Source organism: Variovorax restrictus, assembly GCF_051216715.1.
In the GTDB taxonomy this organism is placed as follows: domain Bacteria; phylum Pseudomonadota; class Gammaproteobacteria; order Burkholderiales; family Burkholderiaceae_C; genus Variovorax.
In genome coordinates this window covers 772,792-791,002 of sequence record NZ_JBPJZH010000001.1, presented here as the reverse complement: position 1 = coordinate 791,002, position 18,211 = coordinate 772,792, and the positions used below count along the sequence as shown (strand labels likewise).

Here is an 18,211-nt window from a genome sequence, read left to right as displayed (position 1 = left end):
ATGGCACGCATCGACCACGTCGCACCCGAGGCCCTGTCGCCGGCGCTCAAGCAGCTCCTCGACAGCCGCCCGCCCTACAACATCTACCGCATCCTGGCCAACGCCCCCACCGCGCTGCCGGGCTTTGTCCAACTGGCCGGCGCGCTGCTGACCCAGAGCGAGCTCGATCCGCAGCTGCGCGAGATGGTGATCCTGCGCGTCGGCGCGCACTGCCGGTCGGACTACGAGATGCACCAGCATCTGCGGCTGGCCCGGCACGTCGGCGTGAGCGAGGCGCGCATTCGCAAGGCTGTGGCGCTCGATGGCGCCGTCGACACGGCCGATGCGCTGGAAGACCTGATGCTCGCGTTCACCGACAGCGTCGTGCGTTCGGTCAAGGCGCCCGCCCACCAGTTCGACGCGCTGCGCCGTCATCTCTCGCCACGGGGCATGACCGAGCTGCTGCTGACCATCGGCACCTACATGATGGTGTCGCGGGTGCTGGAGAACCTCGAGGTGGAGATCGAACCGGACGGGGTCGACATCGCAGGAGGCGCCTACTACCCGGGGGCCACCGTGCCGCCCGGGGCGCCCTCCGCGTAGCAGCGCGGCGCATGGCGCGCTGCACAATGGCGCCATGCCCTACATGCCGCCCTTCGTCGCCCCCGCCCGATTCACCGATGCCGCCGCCGCGTTGGCGCAGGTCCAGAAGATCTACCAGCAGGCGCTGGCGCATCTGCGGGAGTCGATGCTGCGCTTCGTGGCGGGCGAGACGCTGCCGGGCCGGGTGCGGGCCTGCTACCCCTTCGTGCGGGTGCACACGCACACCGTGTCGCGCCAGAGCCCGCCGACCACCGCCGGCCTGAGCTACGGCTTCGTCGCCGGGCCGGGCCGTTACGAAACCACGCTGACGCGGCCCGACCTGTTCCACCGCTACTACCTCGAGCAGTTCCGCCTGCTGCTGGAGAACCACGGCGTCGAGCTCGAGATCGGCACCGCCACGCAACCGATCCCGATCCATTTTTCCTTCGCCGAGAACGACCACATCGAAGGCACCATGAATGTCGAGCGCCGCGCCCTGATGCGCGACGTGTTCGACCTGCCCGACCTGGCCGCCATGGACGACGGCATCGCCAACGGCACCTACGAGCCGAAGGCGGGCGAGCCGCAGCCCCTGGCGCTCTTCACCGCCGCGCGGGTCGACTACTCGCTGCACCGGCTGCGCCACTACACGGGCACGGCGCCCGAGTGGTTCCAGAACTTCGTGCTGTTCACCAACTACCAGTTCTACATCGACGAGTTCGTGGCGCTGGGCCATGCGGAAATGGCGAAGCCCGACAGCCCCTACGTCGCCTTCATCGAACCGGGCAACGTCACCACCTACCGCGTCGGCTACGACGGCCCCGAGGGCGGCATGGCGCCGCCGCGGCTGCCGCAGATGCCGGCCTACCACCTGGTGCGCGAAGACCGCGCCGGCATCACGATGGTGAACATCGGCGTCGGCCCGTCGAACGCCAAGACCATCACCGACCACATCGCCGTGCTGCGCCCGCACGCTTGGATGATGCTGGGCCACTGCGCCGGCCTGCGCAACAGCCAGCAACTGGGCGACTACGTGCTGGCCCACGCCTACGTGCGCGAGGACCATGTGCTCGACGAAGAGCTGCCGCTGTGGGTCCCGATCCCGGCGCTGGCCGAGATCCAGCTGGCGCTGGAGAAGGCGGTGGAAGAGGTCACCCAGGTCAGCGGACCCGACCTGAAGACCATCATGCGCACCGGCACCGTGGCCAGCACCGACAACCGCAACTGGGAGCTGCTGCCGCAGAACGAGCCGCAGCGCCGCTTCAGCCAGAGCCGGGCGGTGGCGCTCGACATGGAAAGCGCGACCATCGCGGCCAACGGCTTCCGCTTCCGGGTGCCCTACGGCACGCTGCTGTGCGTGTCCGACAAGCCGCTGCACGGCGAGATCAAGCTCCCGGGCATGGCCAACCATTTCTACCGAGAGCGGGTCGAGCAGCATCTGCGCATCGGCATGAAGGCGATCGAAATCCTCCGCGCCGAAGGCTCGAGCCGGTTGCACAGCCGCAAGCTGCGCAGCTTCGCGGAAGTCGCCTTCCAATAGCAGAAACCCGCTGCGCAAGTTGCACGCCGGGTGTCTTTTGACATACCGGCATGCGCTATGGTTCGATGGCGGCGTGCTGTCGGCTCGGCCGACGCTGCCCCTCCTCCCACCATGCCGTCCGCCACCTTGGAACCCGACATCCTCGACGCCTTGCGCCAAGCCACGTCCCCGCTGCACGCGCAGGTGGACCAGTGCCTGCCGCTCGCGCGGCCTTCGCCGAGCCTGGCGGACTACCGGTCGCACCTGCGCGTCCTCGATGCATGGCTGCAGCGGCTGGCCTCCATCGAGAACGCGCCGCCGGCGCTGGCCGCGCATCGCGTTCAACTGGTCGAAGACCTGGCCGCCTGCGAGGCGCTGCTGCCGGCCGATCGGGTGGCGCACGCACCCACGCCGCCAATGCGCACCGCGCGCCCCCCTGCATTCGTGTGGGGCGTTTCGTACGTGCTCGAAGGCTCGCGCCTGGGCGGCCGCGTGCTGTACCGGCAGCTCGCCGAGCGCCTGGCGCCGCATCCGCTGAACTACCTGCAGGGCGCGGGCGAACAGACGGGCGCGCACTGGAAGGCCTTCCTCGCGCAACTGCGTGCGCAGGGCTTCGGGCCGGCGGAGGTGCGCAGTGCCTGCGACGGCGCCGTCGAGGCCTTCGAGACCTTGCTGGCCTGCCACCGCGAGACGGAAGCCGTTCAATGAGCGCGACGCTGCCGATCAACCTCGACAACTGCGCCCGCGAGCCGATCCACATCCCGGGCCTGATCCAGTCGCATGGCGCGCTGTTGGCGCTGGGCACCGACCGCCGCGTGGTCCACGCCAGCACCAACCTGCGCGCGCTGCTCGGCGCCTCCGCACCGGCGCTGGGCGATGCGTTCAATGCGGCGCACTTCGACGGCGATGCGGCGGTCCATGACGCCCTCAACGAGCTGCTCGACGGCACGGAAGCACACGACGGCCTGCCCGCCAGCAGCGAGGTGCGGCTCGACGGCCAGCTGTTCGACCTGGTGGTGCACCACAGTGGCGGACTCGCGGTCGCCGAGTTCGAGCTGCGCCCCGAGGGCGCCGACGTGAAGGCCGATTTCGCCCTGAAGGCGCACCGCGCGATGGAGCGGCTCAAGCGCCAGAAGTCGATCGCGAGCCTGATGGATTTCGCCGTCGGCGCGGTGCGCCAGCTGACCGGCTTCGACCGCGTGATGGCCTACCGCTTCCGCCACGACGACAGCGGCGACGTGGTCGCCGAAGACCGCGCCGAGACGCTCGAGCCCTTTTTGGGCCGCCGCTATCCGGCCAGCGACATCCCCGCGCAGGCGCGGCGCCTGTACGTGGTCAACACGCTGCGGCTGATTGCCGACGTTCACGCCGCGCCGGTGGCGGTCGAGCAGGCGCCGGACGTCCAGCGCCCGCTGGACATGAGCCACAGCGTGCTGCGCAGCGTGTCGCCGATCCATATCGAATACCTGCAGAACATGGGCGTGGGCGCGTCGATGAGCATTTCGATCGTCGTCAACGGCCAGCTCTGGGGCATGCTCGCCTGCCATCACATGGGGCCGCTGCAGGTGCCTTATTCGGTGCGCATGGCCTGCGATGTGCTGGCGCAGATCCTCGCGGCGAATGTACAGAGCCTGGCGGCCGGCGAGCAGGCACGGCGCGCCGCGGACGCGGCGGAACTGCGCACCCGGCTGATCGAGGCCGCCCTGCACGCCGACGACACCGCGTCGGCGCTGGTCGACAGCGCGAAGGACCTCACCGTGGCCTTCCAGGCGCAGGCGGCGATCATCTCGGAAGAATCGGAACTGCATGTCGAAGGCGATGTGCCGCACGACTTCGCCGTGCAGCTCATCGCATGGCTCGATGCGTCGCAGGCACCGGCCGGCCACCTGCGGTCGACCGCGTCGCTCAAGCAGCTCGCGCCCGCGCTGGCCGGCGGCCCGGGGGTCTGGTGCGGCGTGCTGGCGCTGTGCTTCGACCCGGCTGCCCATGGATGGCTGGTGCTGCTGCGCAAGGAACAGATCGAAACCATCGACTGGGGCGGGCACCCGGAGAAGACCTACAAGATCGGCCCGCACGGCCCACGCCTCACACCGCGCGGGTCTTTCGATGTCTGGCGCGAGACGGTGCGCGATACCTCGGTGCCGTGGGACGCGAGCGACCTCGACGTCGCCCGCCGCCTGCTGGACGAGCTGCTGCGGGCCCGCTCGGCGCGCCTTGCCGAGATCGCTCGCGGCCGCACCGAGCTGATGGCCATGCTGGGCCACGACCTGCGTGACCCGTTGCAGTCGATCGCCATGGCTGCGCGCCTGCTCGGCAAGGAGGCCGAGCGCGACGGCGTCGTCGCCAGCACCGGCAGCCGCATGGGCCAGCGCATCCAGGCGTCGAGCACGCGCATGGCGCGGATGATCGGGCAGGTGCTCGACATGTCGCGGCTGCAGACCGGTGGCGGCGTCGAGATCCAGCGCAGCGAGGTCGACCTGCGCGTCTTGCTCGACGACCTGCTCGACGAGATCCGCCTGGCGCACCCGGGCGTGAACGTGGTGCGCGACGCCCCCGACCGCCTCATGGCGCAGGTCGACGGCGACCGCATGGCGCAGGTCTTCACCAACCTGGTCGGCAACGCGCGCCACCATGGCGCGCCCGGCGCGGCGATCCGCGTGCAACTTGGGGCGCAAGGCAACCAGGTGACGTTCGAGGTCAGCAACGTCAGCCCGCCGATCCCGGCCGATGTCGAGTCGCAGCTGTTCCATGCCTTCAAACGGCGCGACCAGGCCAACCCGCGCAACCGCAGCGGCCTGGGCCTGGGGCTGTACATCGCGCAGGCCATCGTCGAGGCGCATGGCGGCACCATCGTGTACCGCTATGCCGAACCGTGCGTGGTGTTCAGCGTGCGGGTGCCGCTGACGCCTGCCGCCACCGACCTTCCGAACACCGCCGAATGACATCCACGTCCTCCAGCCGCCTGGTCTATTCCACCGACAAGGGTCGCGTGTGCCCCGACTGCCGTCAGGCCGCCGCCGACTGCCGCTGCAAGGCCACGGCCGCAGTGCCCAAGGGCGACGGCATCGTGCGCGTGTCGCTCGACACCAAGGGCCGCAAGGGCAAGGGCGTGACGCTGGTGCGCGGCGTGCCGCTCGCGGCCGATGCGCTGACCGCACTCGCCAAGCAGCTGAAGGCGAACTGCGGCTCGGGCGGCACGGTGAAGGACGGCGTGATCGAGATCCAGGGCGACCACCGCGACACCGTCGTCGCCGCGCTGCAGAAGCAGGGCATGACGGTCAAGCGCGCGGGCGGGTAGGGTCGGCGCGATGAACCCGGAAGACCTCCAGCGCCTCGTCACCCTGGCAATGCCTTTCGGCAAGTACAAGGGCACGCTGATCGCCGACCTGCCCGGCAACTACCTGACCTGGTTCGCGCGCGAGGGCTTCCCCAAGGGCGAGATCGGCCGGCTGCTGCAGCTGATGCACGAGATCGACCACAACGGACTGAAGCCGCTGCTCGCGCCCTTGCGCAACGGCAACGCCGGCACAACTCAGCGATTTCAGCGGTAGGCGTTCGGGTAGCGCGCCAGCGTCAGCCCGTCCATGTCGATGGCCGGCGCCTTGCCGGAGATCACGTCGGCGATCACGCTGCCGGTGCCCGCGGCCATCGTCCAGCCCAGCGTGCCGTGACCGGTGGCGAGGAACAGGTTCGGCAGCCGCGTGGCGCCGACGATCGGCGTGCCGTCCGGCGTCATCGGGCGCAGGCCGCACCAGAACTCGGCGCGCGACAGGTCGCCGCCGCGTGGGAACAGGTCGCCCACCACATGGGCCAGCGTCTGGCGGCGCGCCTCGTGCAGCTTGAGCGTGTAGCCGGCCAGCTCGGCCGTGCCGCCGACGCGGATGCGATCGCCCAGGCGCGTGACCGCCACCTTGTGCGTCTCGTCCATGACGGTCGATTCGGGCGCGCCGGAGGCGTCGGTGATCGGCACCGTGATCGAGTAGCCCTTGACCGGGTACACCGGAATGCGGATGCCGACATCCTTCAGCAGCAGCGGCGAATGGCTGCCGAGCGCGACCAGGTACACGTCGGCCTTGAGCGTGCCTGCATCGGTCACGACCCCGTTGATGGACGCGGGCGTGCCGTCGAAGTGCCGTATCTGCACGCCGTACCGAAAGCGCACGCCCAGGTCGGCGGCCATCGCCGCCAGCCGCTGCGTGAACTTGAAGCAGTCGCCGGTCTCGTCGCCCGGCAGCAGCAGGCCGCCGACGAACTTCTCGCGCACCGTCGCCAGCGCGGGCTCGTGGCGGATGCAGCCGTCGCGGTCGAGCAGCTCGAAGGGCACGCCGTCGCGCCGCAGCACCGCGATGTCGGCGGCGGTGCCGTCGAGCTGCGCCTGCGTGCGAAAGAGCTGCAGCGTGCCCTGCATTCGCTCGTCGTAGCGGATGCCGGTCTGCGCCCGCAGCGCCTTGAGGCAATCGCGGCTGTACTCGGCCAGCCGCACCATGCGGCTCTTGTTGAGGTCGTAGCGGGCGCTCGTGCAGTTGCGCAGCATCGCCGCGCCCCAACGCACCAGCGCCAGGTCGAACTGCGGACGGATGACCAATGGGCGGTGGTGCATCAGCAGCCACTTGACCGCCTTCAGCGGCACGCCCGGCCCGGCCCAGGGCGAGGAATAACCGGGCGACACCTCGCCGGCATTGCCGTAGCTGGTCTCCATCGCCGCGGCGGGCTGGCGGTCGACCACCGTGACCTCGTGGCCGGCCAGCGCCAGCTGGTAGGCCGAACAGACACCGATCACGCCACTGCCCAGAACCAGAACCTTCATTCGACTTCCTCCAAGGGTTTGTCGTCGTCGCTGTCGCTGTCGCGGTGCGCACCTCGGCGCCCCGGCGCAAAGGTGCAAGGAACGGGCCCGCTCATGGGGCCGCCGGTTCCGGCGCGAAGAGGCCGGGCACGTCGCGCAGCGCCTTCGGTGTGATGACCAGCGCGCGGCTGTCGAGGTCTTGCTGCAGCCAGCCTCGCCGCAGCGACTGGGCCAGTAGCGCAGCGCCCAGCGCGCCGCCCAGGTGCGGCCGGCGCTCGCTCCAGTCGAGGCATGGGCAGGCAAAGCGCCGACGCAGAGAAAGCGCGGCCGGCACGTCGATGCCGAGCGCGCCAAAGCCCTCGGTACCGCGCGGCGTGAGCGCGTAGTCGGCCTGGCCCGCCGGCTTCAGCCAGCCTTGGTGGCGCAGGCGGTCGTGCAGCGCCACGCCTGCCGCGCCGGCGATGTGGTCGTAGCAGGTGCGCGCGGCACGCAGACGGTGGGGTGTGCTGGGTCGGAAGCGGTTGCGATCCGCACCGGCCAGCACCAGCAGGCTCTCGATCGCCGTGCCGACCTCGTCGCCGCTCAAGCGGAAGTACCGGTGTTTGCCCTGCGCTACCGACTCGATCAGATGCTGGTCGCGCAGGCGCGCCAGGTGCGCGCTGGCGGTGGACGCCGCCACGCCGGCCACCACCGCCAGCTCGGTTGCCGTGCGGGCGTGGCCGTCCATCAGACTGCACAGCATGCGCGCACGCGCCGGCTCGGCCATGGCGGCCGCGATGCGCGCGAGATGGTCGTCCGCATGGTCGCCGGCGTGATCGCTTTCTAGGTTGGTGGGTGCATCCATGTTTCGATGCTAGGCGAAATGTGCCTGCGCGGCACGCCTAACATGCGCCGCCATGACACCTCCGATCGACACCCCGGCAGACCCGCTGACATTGGCGACCCTGCCGGACCCCTACCCGGACTACGCGCGCTGGCGCCAGGGCGCGCCGCTTCGCTTCGACCCGCATGGCAAGCTGTGGGTCGCCAGCCGGGCCGACGTAGTCGCCGCGCTGCTTGCGCATCCGGAGCTGCGGGTGCGCCCGCCGGGCGAACCGGTGCCGCATGCGCTGACGGGCGGCTGCGCCGGCGCGGTGTTCGCGCGCATGGTCCGCATGAACGACGGCGCACGCCATGCGCAACTCAAGGCGGCGGTGCTGCGCTCTGTCGGCGCTGCGTTGCTGATGCGGCTGCCCGCCAGCGCATGGCATGCGGCGAACCGGGTGCCGCCGACGCCGCTGGATCCATGGCTTTTCACGCTGCCGCTGCATGCACTCGCGCATGCGCTGGGCGTCGAGGAGGCATCGTGCGACGAGGTCACGCGAGATGGACGCGCCTTTGCCGCCTGCGTCTCGCCCATGGCCACGCCGACACAGGTGCAGGCCGCGCACCACGCGGCGGGCCGGCTGGCAGACCGCTTCCGCGCCATGGCCGCGCATCCGCCGATCGGCAGCCCGCTCGCATCGCTGGGCGACGCATTGCAGACCGATGTCGACGCGGTGATCGCGAACATCATCGGCCTGTTTGCCCAGGCGTGCGACGGGACCGCCGGGCTGCTGGGGTCGAGCATTCGGGCCCTGACACGGGAGCCGCCGCTCGCAGCGCTGCTGCGCGCGACGCCCGAGGCCATGCCGGACTTCATCGCCGAAGTGGCACGCCATGACGCCCCGATCCAGAACACACGCCGCTTCGTCGCCGCGCCCTGCACGGTGCACGGCATGGATCTGGCCGTCGGCGACGTCGTGCTGCTTCTGCTGGCCGCGGCCAACCGCGATCCGGCGTTGAACACGTCACCCGATGTCTTTCGCCTTGAACGACCGGACCGGCGTACGCTTGGCTTTGGGCATGGCGCACACGCCTGCCCAGGGCAGGCGGCCGCTTTCACGATCGCGGCCGCTGGCCTGCAGTCCTGGCTCGGCGCATGCATCGACCTCGACTCGGTGGCACGCGACAGCGCGGGCTTCCACGCGTCCGTGAATGCGCGCATTCCCTTCTTTCGAACAGGCGCTTCATCATGATGGCCGTGATCTTCGAAGTGTGGCCCGCCGACGGCCAGCGCGACACCTACCTGCAGATGGCCGCGGCGCTGCGCGAGGACCTGCTGAAGATGGACGGCTTCATCTCCATCGACCGCTTCGAGAGTCTCTACGAGCCGGGCAAGATGCTGAGCCTGAGCTTCTGGCGTGACGAAGCATCGCTCGCCGCCTGGCGCGCGCTCGATGCGCATCGGCGCGCACAGCGCGCCGGCCGCAGCCACGTCTTCGGCGACTACCGGCTGCGCATCGCGAGCGTGGTGCGCGACTACGGCATGGACGACCGCGCGGAGGCGCCGTCCGACAGCCGCAGCGCGCACGGCTGACGCATGGCGTCTGCCACTTCGCCCACAATGCGCCCGGTGAGCAATGCCCCCCTCTTCCGCGTCGATCAACTGCGCAAGCGCTACGGCGACACCACCGTCGTCGACGACCTCGCCTTCGAGATCGCGCCCGGCGAATGCCTCGGCGTGATCGGCCCGAACGGCGCCGGCAAGACGACGACGATCCGCATGTGCCTGGGCCTCACGGCGCCGGACAGCGGCGAGATCACCTACTTCGGCGAAGGCGGCGCATTGCAGATGCCGCGCGATGCGCTGGCCATCAAGGCGCAGCTCGGCGTCGTGACGCAGTTCGACACGCTCGACCCCGATTTCAGCTGCGCCGAGAACCTGATGGTCTACGGCCGCTACTTCGGCTTCCGCCGCGCGGATATCGCACCGCGCATTCCCGAACTGCTCGAGTTCGCGGCGCTCACGCACAAGGCGGCCGCCAAGCCGGGCGAGCTGTCGGGCGGCATGAAGCGGCGGCTGTCGCTGGCGCGCGCGCTGGTCAACGACCCAAAGCTGCTGCTGCTCGACGAGCCCACGACCGGGCTGGACCCGCAGGCGCGCCACCTGATGTGGGAACGGCTGCAGGTCCTGCTGCAGCGCGGCAAGTCGATCCTGCTAACCACCCATTTCATGGACGAGGCCGAACGCCTGTGCTCGCGGCTGCTGGTGCTCGACCACGGCCGCAAGATCGCCGAAGGCCGGCCGCGCGACCTGATCGCCGAGCACCTCGAGCCCGACGTGGTCGAGGTCTACGGCCAGGGCGCAGTCGCGCTCGCCACCGCGGCCGACCTGAAGGCGCTGGCCGCGCGCATCGAGGTCAGCGGCGAGACGGTGTTCTTCTACACGCAGGACGCGCGCCGGCTGCTCGACGCGCTGGCGCAGCGCCCTGGGCTGCGCACCTTCCATCGGCCGGCGAACCTGGAAGACCTGTTCCTGAAACTCACCGGGAGGCAGATTCGTGAAGACGGCTGACACAACGCGGTCCGCGCCCTCGGTCTGGCGCCCGCCGGTGCTCTCGATGCGCTGGTGGCCGGTGTTCTTGCGCAACCTGCTGGTGTGGCGCAAGCTCGCCATTCCCAGCCTCATCGGCAACATCGCCGAGCCGTTGATCTGGCTCGTCGCCTTCGGCTACGGCATGGGCGCGCTGGTCGGGCAGGTCGACGTGAACGGCACGAAGGTGCCCTACATCCTGTTCCTGGCGAGCGGCTCGATCTGCATGAGCGCGATGAACGCGGCCAGCTTCGAGGCGCTGTATTCCGCCTTCTCGCGCATGCATGTGCAGAAGACCTGGGACGGCATCATGAACGCGCCCGTCGGGCTCGACGACGTGGTGCTGGCCGAGATGCTGTGGGCGGCCTTCAAAGCAATCTTCACGGTGACCGCGATCATGGCCGTGATGCTGGCGCTGGGCATCAGCCACAGTCCCAAGCTGGTCGTCGCGTGGGCGGTGCTGGTAGGCTCGGGGATCACCTTCTCGTCGATCGCGCTGATCTTCAATGCGCTCGCCAAGGGCTACGACTTCTTCACCTACTACTTCACGCTGTTCATGACGCCGATGATGTTCCTGTCGGGCGTGTTCTTCCCGCTGGATCAGCTGCCGGGCTTCGTGCGCGCCATCGCTGCCTGGCTGCCGCTGACCAATGCGGTCGCGCTGGTGCGACCGCTTTTCATGGACCAGTGGCCGACCGAGCCGCTTCGCCACGGGCTGGTGCTGGCGGCCTATGCGGTGGCCGCGTTCTGGATCGCCCTGGCGCTCACGCGGCGCCGCTTCAAGGCCTGATGGTCAGGCGGGCTTGCCGGCGGCCGCCGCCGCCGCGCGCAGCTTGTCCTTCTTGCTCGGCCGCTTGCCCTTGATGCCGCCCGTGCCCGATGGCGCGACCGCCCCCGGCAACGGTTCGGCCGGCGGCGCGGGCTCGAAGCCGGCGATCTGCTCGCGCGGCACCGTCGCGCCCTGGCGCTTCTCGATGAGGCGGAAGTGCGCCTCGGTGTCGGCGCTGACGAAGCTGACCGCCACGCCGCTTTCACCCGCCCGGCCCGTGCGCCCGATGCGGTGCACATGGTCGACCGCCGAACGCGGCAGGTCGTAGTTCACCACCGCCGGCAGTTGCACCACGTCGATACCGCGCGCCGCCAGGTCGGTGGCGACCACCACCTGCACGCGCGAGGCCTTGAAGTCGGCCAGCACCTGGCTGCGCTTGCCCTGGCTCAGCACGCCGTGGAAGGGTTCGGCCTCCAGCCCGGTCTTGCGCAGCTTGTCGGCGACGATCTCAGCCGCATGCTTGGTGGCGACGAAGACCAGCACGCGCGGCCAGCCCTCGTCCTTGACCAGCTTCGCGAGCAGTTGCGTGCGGCGCGAGGGGTCGACCTCGATGGCGCGCTGGGCGATGTCGGGCGCCGTCTCGGGCTCGGCCGGCACGTCGATGCGCAGCGGGTCGCGCAGCGCCGACGTCGCCAGGGCCGCGATCGCCGGGGGAAAGGTCGCCGAGAACAGCAGCGTCTGACGCTGTGCCGTCAGTTGCTCGAGGATGCGTCCCAGTTCTTCGGCAAAGCCCAGGTCCAGCAGCCGGTCGGCCTCGTCCAGCACCAGCGTGGTGACGCTGCCCAGCCGCAGCGCGTTGTGGGCGACCACATCGAGCAGTCGGCCCGGCGTGGCGACCACCACATCGGCGCCGCCGCGCAGGCCCATCAGCTGAGGATTGATCGAGACCCCTCCGAATATCACCGCGATGCGCAGCGTTTCGGGAAGGCTCCTGGCGAGTTCATGCAGGGTCTCGCCCACCTGCTGGGCCAGTTCACGGGTAGGGACGAGCACCAATGCGCGCGGATCGCGCGTTTTTGCGTGGCGCCGATCCAACAATCCCTGCAGCAAAGGAAGGACATAGGCCGCCGTCTTGCCAGAACCGGTCTGGGCCGACGCCAGCACGTCGCGGCCGGCCAGCACCGCCGGAATCGCTTCTCGCTGGACGGGTGTGGGCACGGCATAACCTCGTCCGGCGGCGGCTTGCGCCAGAGGAGAAATGAGGCCCAGAGCGGTGAATGGCATGCGGCGGAACGATCGGAGGAAAAGTCGAAAAAAAGAGGTCCAAGGCGCGTTGCCGGGGCCGGCAAGGATAGCCAGCGGCCTTGCCACCGAGGTCTCCCGTCACGCATTTCGCGCTTTATTCGCGTGTAACGAAAGCTTTTCCCCTAAAAGTGCTGGAGTGGACGACAATAGATAAGCGTTTCCCGACGGACTACCGTCGACAACGTGAACGGTGATAGGTCAGTTTCGCGCCACAGCGCTCATTCAGTCAGTTGTGATTCTGGGACTCCATCGCTTTGTTATTTTGGTTTGAATTAGGAGTCCCTCCATGGGCAAAAAACTGTACGTAGGCAATCTGTCCTACTCCATCCGCGACAACGATCTGGAACAAGCCTTCGGCGAGTTCGGTGCTGTGACCAGCGCCAAGGTCATGATGGAACGCGAAACCGGCCGCTCGAAGGGCTTCGGCTTCGTCGAAATGGGCACCGACGCTGAAGCGCTGGCTGCCATCGAAGGCTTGAACGGCCACTCCCTCGACGGCCGTGCACTCACCGTGAACGAAGCCCGTCCGATGGAACCCCGTCCTGCTGGCGGCGGCTTCGGCGGTGGCCGTAGCGGCGGCGGCGGTGGTGGTGGTTACGGCGGTGGTGGTGGCGGCGGCGGTTACGGCGGCGGCGGCGGTGGCCGTAGCGGCGGTGGCGGCGGCGGTGGTTACGGCGGCGGTGGCGGCGGTGGCCGCGGCGGCTACTAAGCCCTCTCGCACCTCACATGAAAAAGGCTCCTTCGGGAGCCTTTTTTGCGTTCTGGTCTGCCTACATTTTCAGCAACCCCTCGGATACCCGTACGAGGCGCTACGCGTTACTGCTTAGCCCTCGCGTCAGCCGACGGTCAGGCGCACCCGACGACCCTCACCCCTCCAATTCACGGGGTCGAGAACAATGGGAATCAAGAGTCAGGCTGACTTCTTTTCAGGAGTCATGTTCACCGCGGTGGGCGCCACCTTCGCGGTGGGCGCCACCACTTACAACATCGGGGATGGCGCCCGCATGGGGCCGGGGTACTTCCCGCTCATGCTGGGCATCCTGCTGGCCGTGCTGGGCCTGTTGATCATCTTCCAGGCACTGGTCGTCGAAACGCCCGATGGCGGAAAGATCGGCAAGTGGGCCTGGAAGCCGCTGTTCTTCGTGATTGCCGCCAACGTCGCCTTCGGCGTGCTGCTGGGTGGCCTGCCGAGCATCGGCCTGCCGGCCATGGGGCTGATCATCGCAATCTACGCGCTCACCATCATCGCGAGCCTGGCGGGCGAGCACTTCAAACTGCGCGACGTGCTGGTGCTGGCCACCATCCTCGCCGTGGGCAGCTACATCGCCTTCATCTGGGCGCTCAAGTTGCAGATCCAGGTCTGGCCCACTTTCATTTCGGGCTGAGGAGACCCACACCATGGAACTGTTTCACAACCTGTCGATCGGCTTCGGCGTCGCCTTCACCTTCACCAACTTGGTGTACTGCCTGGTCGGTTGCATCCTGGGCACGCTGATCGGCGTGCTCCCCGGCATCGGCCCGGTCGCGACCATCGCGATGCTGTTGCCCGCCACCTACGCGCTGCCACCCGTGTCCGCACTCATCATGCTGGCCGGCATCTACTACGGCGCGCAATACGGCGGCTCGACCACCGCCATCCTGGTGAACCTGCCGGGCGAATCGTCGTCGGTCGTCACCTGCATCGACGGCTACCAGATGGCGCGGCAAGGCCGGGCGGGCCCAGCGCTCGCGGCGGCCGGCCTGGGCTCCTTCTTCGCCGGCTGCGTCGGCACGCTGATCCTGGCCGCCTTCGCGCCGCCGCTGACCGAACTGGCCTTCAAGTTCGGCCCCGCCGAGTATTTCTCGCTCATGACGCTGGGCCTGATCGGCGCGGTGGTGCTGGCCTCGGGCTCGCTGCTCAAGGCGGTCGCGATGATCGTGCTGGGCCTGCTGCTGGGCATCGTCGGTACTGACGTGAACTCGGGCGTCGCGCGCTTCAGCTTCGACATCCCCGAACTGACCGACGGCATCGGCTTCGTGGTGATCGCCATGGGCGTGTTCGGCTACGGCGAAATCATCGGCAACCTCTCGCAGCCCGACGACGAGCGCGAGGTGTTCACCGCCAACGTGAAGGGCCTGTTCCCCACCAAGGACGACTTCAAGCGCATGGCCCCGGCCGTGCTGCGCGGCACCGCGCTGGGTTCGGCCCTGGGCATCCTGCCGGGTGGCGGCGCGCTGCTGGCCGCCTTCGCAGCCTACGCGCTCGAGAAGAAGATCAAGATGAGCCCCGGCGAAGTGCCCTTCGGCAAGGGCAACATCCGCGGCGTGGCGTCGCCCGAATCGGCCAACAACGCCGGTGCGCAGACCTCGTTCATCCCGCTGCTGACACTGGGCATTCCGCCCAACGCCGTGATGGCACTGATGGTGGGTGCGATGACCATCCACAACATCCAGCCTGGCCCGCAGGTGATGACCAGCAACCCGGAACTCTTCTGGGGCCTGATCGCCTCAATGTGGATCGGCAACGCGATGCTGGTGATCCTGAACCTGCCGCTGATCGGCATGTGGATCAAGCTCTTGACGGTGCCCTACAAGTTCCTGTTCCCGGCGATCGTGCTGTTCTGTGCGGTCGGCGTGTACTCGACCAACAACAACACCTTCGACGTGTGGATGGTCGCGATCTTCGGCGTGATCGGCTACGTCTTCCTCAAGCTCAAAACCGAGCCTGCTCCGTTGCTGCTGGGCTTCATCCTCGGGCCGATGATGGAAGAGAACCTGCGCCGTGCGCTGCTGCTATCGCGCGGCACCTGGAGCGTGTTCGTCACGCGGCCGCTGTCGGCCGGACTGCTGGTGGCCGCCGTGCTGCTGCTGGGCATCGTGCTGCTGCCGTCGATCAAGGCAAAACGCGAGGAAGCGTTTGTAGAGGAATAGGCTCTCCCCCGAGGCTTGCCCACTTCGTGTAGCAGCGCCCTCCCCCTTCCGGGGGCGACACCAGCGGCCCGGCAAAGCCGGTTCCGCGGTGTCTCACGAACAAGAAAGCCGCCCTTGGGCGGCTTTCTGCTTTTGGGCGTGGCGCTTACGCCTTGCGGGGCTTCACGCGCGATGCGACTTCCTTGGCGTTCGCACGCGCGGTGTCGATGTCGGCCGCATGCGCCAGCGCCACGCCCATGCGGCGCTTGACGAAGCTCTCGGGCTTGCCGAAGAGGCGGATGTCGACGCCGTGCACCTGCAGAGCATCGGCCACGCCGTCGAAGACGATGCCGGTCGCGTCGACGCCGCCGTAGATCACGGCGCTCGCACCCGCGCTCTTGAGCGTGGTGTCGACCGGCAGGCCGAGGATGGCGCGGGCGTGCAGCTCGAATTCGTTCTGCCACTGCGTCGCCATCGTCACCATGCCGGTGTCGTGCGGGCGCGGGCTGACTTCGCTGAACCAGACCTCCTCGCCCTTCACGAAGAGTTCGACGCCGAACAGCCCCAGCCCGGAGGGCTGCCCATCCAATCCAGCGCCGAGGTCGTCGGTCACCGCCTTGGCGATCTGCTGCGCCTTCTTCAGCGCCACCGGCGACATCGGATGCGGCTGCCAGCTCTCGACGTAGTCGCCGCTGACCTGCACATGGCCGATGGGTTCGCAGAACTGGGTCTGCACCGACGCCTTGGCATCGAGCGCGCGCACGGTCAGCAGCGTGATCTCGTAGTCGAAGTCGATGAAGCCTTCGACGATCACGCGGCCGTGGCGCACGCGGCCGCCCTCCATCGCAAACTCCCAGGCCTTCGCAACGTCTTGCGGGCCGTCGATCTTGCTCTGCCCCTTGCCGGAGCTGCTCATCACCGGCTTGACGATGCACGGATAGCCGATGCCGGCATCGATCGCGGCTTGCAACTCTTCGAGCGAATCGCAGAACTTGTAGGGACTGGTCGGCACACCCAGCGTCTCGGCCGCCAGGCGGCGGATGCCTTCGCGGTCCATCGTGAGGCGGGCCGCGCGGGCGGTCGGGATCACGCGCACGACGCCGGCGCTTTCGAGTTCCTGCAGCATCGGCGTGGCGATGGCCTCGATCTCGGGCACCACCAGATGCGGCTTCTCGGCCTCGATCAGCGCCTTGAGCTGCGCCGGGTCGCTCATCGTGATGGTGCGCGCGTGGTGCGCCACCTGCTGGCCGGGGGCGTTCTCGTAGCGGTCGACGGCGATGGTCTCGACGCCCAGGCGCTGCAGGGCGATCAACACCTCCTTGCCGAGTTCGCCGGAGCCCAGGAGCATCACGCGGGTTGCAGAGGGGGAGAGGGGGGTGCCAAGGGTCGTCATGGCGACGACTTTAAATCACCGCCTGAACCACAATAACGAATTTCCAAGGAGCTCAAAAAATGGCTATTCAAACCGTCGGCATCATCGGCGCCGGCACCATGGGCAACGGCATCGCGCAGGCCTGCGCGGTCGCCGGCGTGAAGGTCGTGATGGTCGACATCGCGCAAGCCGCCGTCGACAAGGGCCTGGCCACGGTCAGCGGCAGCCTCGACCGGCTGATCAAGAAGGAAAAGCTGACGGCCGAGCAGAAGACCGCCGCGCTGGCGCTGATCCATGGCTCGACGAACTACGAGGACCTGAAGGGCGCGCAGCTGGTGATCGAGGCCGCCACCGAGAACTACGAGCTCAAGCTGAAGATCCTCAAGCAGGTCGACGCGATGCTCGCGCCCGAGGTGATCATCGCGTCGAACACCTCGTCGATCTCGATCACCAAGCTCGCGGCGGCCACCTCGCGCGCCGACCGCTTCATCGGCATGCACTTTTTCAACCCGGTGCCGATGATGGCGCTGGTGGAGATCATCCGCGGCTACCTCACGAGCGACGCCACGCACGACGCGGTGAAGGCGCTGTCGGTGACGCTCGGCAAGTCGCCGATCACCGTGAAGAACGCACCGGGCTTCGTGGTCAACCGCATCCTGGTGCCGATGATCAACGAAGCCTTCTTCGTGCTGTCCGAAGGCATCGCAACGGCCGAGGACATCGACGCCGGCATGAAGCTCGGCACCAACCAGCCGATCGGCCCGCTGGCCCTGGCCGACATGATCGGCCTGGACGTGTGCCTGGCGGTGATGGACGTGTACCTCGAGGAATACGGCGACTCGAAGTACCGGCCCTGCCCGCTGCTCAAGGAGATGGTCGCTGCAGGCCAACTGGGCCGCAAGACGAAGCGCGGCGTCTACGCTTACTGAGCTCCGCTCAAAAGCTTTGAGGGAACGTCGTGAGCAACAGAATGCCGCCCAGCAAGCACGGATAGAGCACGACGAAACCCTTGCGAAAGCGCGGCTGCCAGCGCCAGCGCGTGAACAGGCTGATCAAACAGAGCAGCCACAGTGCCGGAAGCACGAAGGGCAATGGCAGCATGAAAGCAATGATCATGGTCCAGCCGCGAAGGCCGAATTCATGGTCGTGCCATCGTGGCCAGAACGGCGATAGCCGCTGCGACGCGATGGCCTGCTGGAACGCGTCTTCGTCAGAGAAGGTCTGGATGTCGCCCCCGCGGACGATGTAGTGGCGCTTGTCTTCCGCCGGGATCGTTTTCGACCTCGGTCCCGATGCGGTCGACGGGTCGTATTCCGCGACCAGGGCGCCGCGGTAGAGGTAGAAGCGCGTCAAGAGCAAGTTGCTCGAACCCTGAAGCACCGCGACGCGCTCTTCGCCGCCAGAATGGCTGAGTTCGTAGCCGCCGGGTACGGTTTCAGTCCATGCCGACAATCCGCCCGCGAACGCAGGCGTGAAGCAGGCCAACGTCAACCAGACGAGCAGCTGCCGAAACACGTTCTTGCAGATCGTGACTCGATTTGAGGCTGCACGTCGCGCTTTGATCGTCGAGATTCTCACTGTCTCAGTCCCTCCCCGAAAGTGATGACGCACGCCGT

Annotated in this window: 19 protein-coding genes; 14 read left to right on the top strand and 5 right to left on the bottom strand. The window is 68.2% G+C overall.

Annotation, left to right across the window (positions count from 1 at the left end; genetic code table 11):
• From ACSFA0_RS03720 to ACSFA0_RS03695, 6 genes are all read left to right on the top strand, one after another.
• Nucleotides 1-582, top strand: a complete 582-nt coding sequence (locus ACSFA0_RS03720) for a carboxymuconolactone decarboxylase family protein (protein WP_435448892.1) — start codon at nt 1-3, stop codon at nt 580-582.
• A gap of 34 nt (nt 583-616) precedes the next feature.
• Nucleotides 617-2,101 carry an AMP nucleosidase gene (locus tag ACSFA0_RS03715; RefSeq protein WP_435448891.1) on the top strand — a complete coding sequence of 495 codons (1,485 nt, stop codon included), beginning with the start codon at nt 617-619 and terminating at the stop codon, nt 2,099-2,101.
• Nucleotides 2,102-2,212: 111 nt separating this feature from the next.
• Nucleotides 2,213-2,788, top strand: a complete 576-nt coding sequence (locus ACSFA0_RS03710; protein ID WP_435448890.1) for a biliverdin-producing heme oxygenase — start codon at nt 2,213-2,215, stop codon at nt 2,786-2,788.
• Nucleotides 2,785-5,022 (top strand): ATP-binding protein, encoded by a 2,238-nt coding sequence (locus ACSFA0_RS03705; RefSeq protein WP_435448889.1) that lies wholly within the window; start codon nt 2,785-2,787, stop codon nt 5,020-5,022. The genes ACSFA0_RS03710 and ACSFA0_RS03705 overlap by 4 nt, the downstream gene beginning before the upstream one ends.
• On the top strand, nt 5,019-5,378 hold the full coding sequence (locus ACSFA0_RS03700; protein WP_435448888.1) for a translation initiation factor Sui1: 360 nt from the start codon (nt 5,019-5,021) through the stop codon (nt 5,376-5,378). The genes ACSFA0_RS03705 and ACSFA0_RS03700 overlap by 4 nt, the downstream gene beginning before the upstream one ends.
• Nucleotides 5,379-5,388: 10 nt before the next feature.
• Entirely contained in the window at nt 5,389-5,631 is a 243-nt protein-coding gene (locus ACSFA0_RS03695) for a DUF3820 family protein (RefSeq protein ID WP_435448887.1), read from the top strand.
• Here the strand turns inward: ACSFA0_RS03695 and ACSFA0_RS03690 are convergent.
• Together ACSFA0_RS03690 and ACSFA0_RS03685 are read right to left on the bottom strand one after the other, a co-directional pair.
• Nucleotides 5,622-6,887 (bottom strand): D-amino acid dehydrogenase, encoded by a 1,266-nt coding sequence (locus tag ACSFA0_RS03690; protein ID WP_435448886.1) that lies wholly within the window; start codon nt 6,885-6,887, stop codon nt 5,622-5,624. The genes ACSFA0_RS03695 and ACSFA0_RS03690 overlap by 10 nt on opposite strands.
• 91 nt (nt 6,888-6,978) lie before the next feature.
• On the bottom strand, nt 6,979-7,710 hold the full coding sequence (locus tag ACSFA0_RS03685) for an ArsR/SmtB family transcription factor (RefSeq protein WP_435448885.1): 732 nt from the start codon (nt 7,708-7,710) through the stop codon (nt 6,979-6,981).
• 52 nt (nt 7,711-7,762) lie between these two features.
• On the opposite strand from ACSFA0_RS03685, the gene ACSFA0_RS03680 reads away from it, so the two are divergent.
• Genes ACSFA0_RS03680 through ACSFA0_RS03665 form a run of 4 tightly spaced genes read left to right on the top strand, consistent with a single transcriptional unit; the run spans nt 7,763 to nt 11,050 of the window.
• Entirely contained in the window at nt 7,763-8,923 is a 1,161-nt protein-coding gene (locus ACSFA0_RS03680) for a cytochrome P450 (RefSeq protein WP_435448884.1), read from the top strand.
• Complete coding sequence (locus ACSFA0_RS03675) at nt 8,920-9,264, top strand: antibiotic biosynthesis monooxygenase family protein (RefSeq protein WP_435448883.1); 345 nt, start codon at nt 8,920-8,922, stop codon at nt 9,262-9,264. The genes ACSFA0_RS03680 and ACSFA0_RS03675 overlap by 4 nt, the downstream gene beginning before the upstream one ends.
• A gap of 36 nt (nt 9,265-9,300) precedes the next feature.
• On the top strand, nt 9,301-10,242 hold the full coding sequence (locus ACSFA0_RS03670; protein WP_435448882.1) for an ATP-binding cassette domain-containing protein: 942 nt from the start codon (nt 9,301-9,303) through the stop codon (nt 10,240-10,242).
• A gap of 46 nt (nt 10,243-10,288) precedes the next feature.
• The gene (locus tag ACSFA0_RS03665) at nt 10,289-11,050 is read left to right on the top strand and encodes an ABC transporter permease (protein WP_435450884.1); all 762 of its coding nucleotides are present in this window, start codon (nt 10,289-10,291) and stop codon (nt 11,048-11,050) included.
• A 3-nt stretch (nt 11,051-11,053) separates the two neighbouring features.
• Here ACSFA0_RS03665 and ACSFA0_RS03660 read toward each other — a convergent pair whose 3' ends face one another.
• Nucleotides 11,054-12,313: a DEAD/DEAH box helicase gene (locus tag ACSFA0_RS03660; protein WP_435448881.1), complete on the bottom strand. Its 1,260-nt coding sequence runs from the start codon at nt 12,311-12,313 to the stop codon at nt 11,054-11,056.
• A 307-nt stretch (nt 12,314-12,620) separates the two neighbouring features.
• Between ACSFA0_RS03660 and ACSFA0_RS03655 the strand changes: the two genes are divergently transcribed.
• The 3 genes from ACSFA0_RS03655 to ACSFA0_RS03645 all read left to right on the top strand — a co-directional run bounded on the left by ACSFA0_RS03655 (nt 12,621) and on the right by ACSFA0_RS03645 (nt 15,244).
• A complete protein-coding gene (locus tag ACSFA0_RS03655) occupies nt 12,621-13,043 on the top strand; it encodes an RNA recognition motif domain-containing protein (protein ID WP_435448880.1) in 423 nt (140 codons plus the stop codon).
• A 187-nt stretch (nt 13,044-13,230) separates the two neighbouring features.
• Nucleotides 13,231-13,719 carry a tripartite tricarboxylate transporter TctB family protein gene (locus ACSFA0_RS03650; RefSeq protein ID WP_435448879.1) on the top strand — a complete coding sequence of 163 codons (489 nt, stop codon included), beginning with the start codon at nt 13,231-13,233 and terminating at the stop codon, nt 13,717-13,719.
• A gap of 13 nt (nt 13,720-13,732) precedes the next feature.
• Nucleotides 13,733-15,244 (top strand): tripartite tricarboxylate transporter permease, encoded by a 1,512-nt coding sequence (locus ACSFA0_RS03645; protein ID WP_435448878.1) that lies wholly within the window; start codon nt 13,733-13,735, stop codon nt 15,242-15,244.
• A 145-nt stretch (nt 15,245-15,389) separates the two neighbouring features.
• Here ACSFA0_RS03645 and purT read toward each other — a convergent pair whose 3' ends face one another.
• Nucleotides 15,390-16,616, bottom strand: a complete 1,227-nt coding sequence (purT, locus tag ACSFA0_RS03640; protein ID WP_435448877.1) for a formate-dependent phosphoribosylglycinamide formyltransferase — start codon at nt 16,614-16,616, stop codon at nt 15,390-15,392.
• Between the two features lie 59 nt (nt 16,617-16,675).
• Between purT and ACSFA0_RS03635 the strand changes: the two genes are divergently transcribed.
• Nucleotides 16,676-17,524, top strand: a complete 849-nt coding sequence (locus ACSFA0_RS03635) for a 3-hydroxybutyryl-CoA dehydrogenase (protein WP_435448876.1) — start codon at nt 16,676-16,678, stop codon at nt 17,522-17,524.
• Nucleotides 17,525-17,531: 7 nt separating this feature from the next.
• On the opposite strand, the gene ACSFA0_RS03630 is transcribed toward ACSFA0_RS03635, so the two are convergent.
• Nucleotides 17,532-18,173 (bottom strand): hypothetical protein, encoded by a 642-nt coding sequence (locus ACSFA0_RS03630; protein ID WP_435448875.1) that lies wholly within the window; start codon nt 18,171-18,173, stop codon nt 17,532-17,534.
• Nucleotides 18,174-18,211 lie beyond the last annotated feature (38 nt).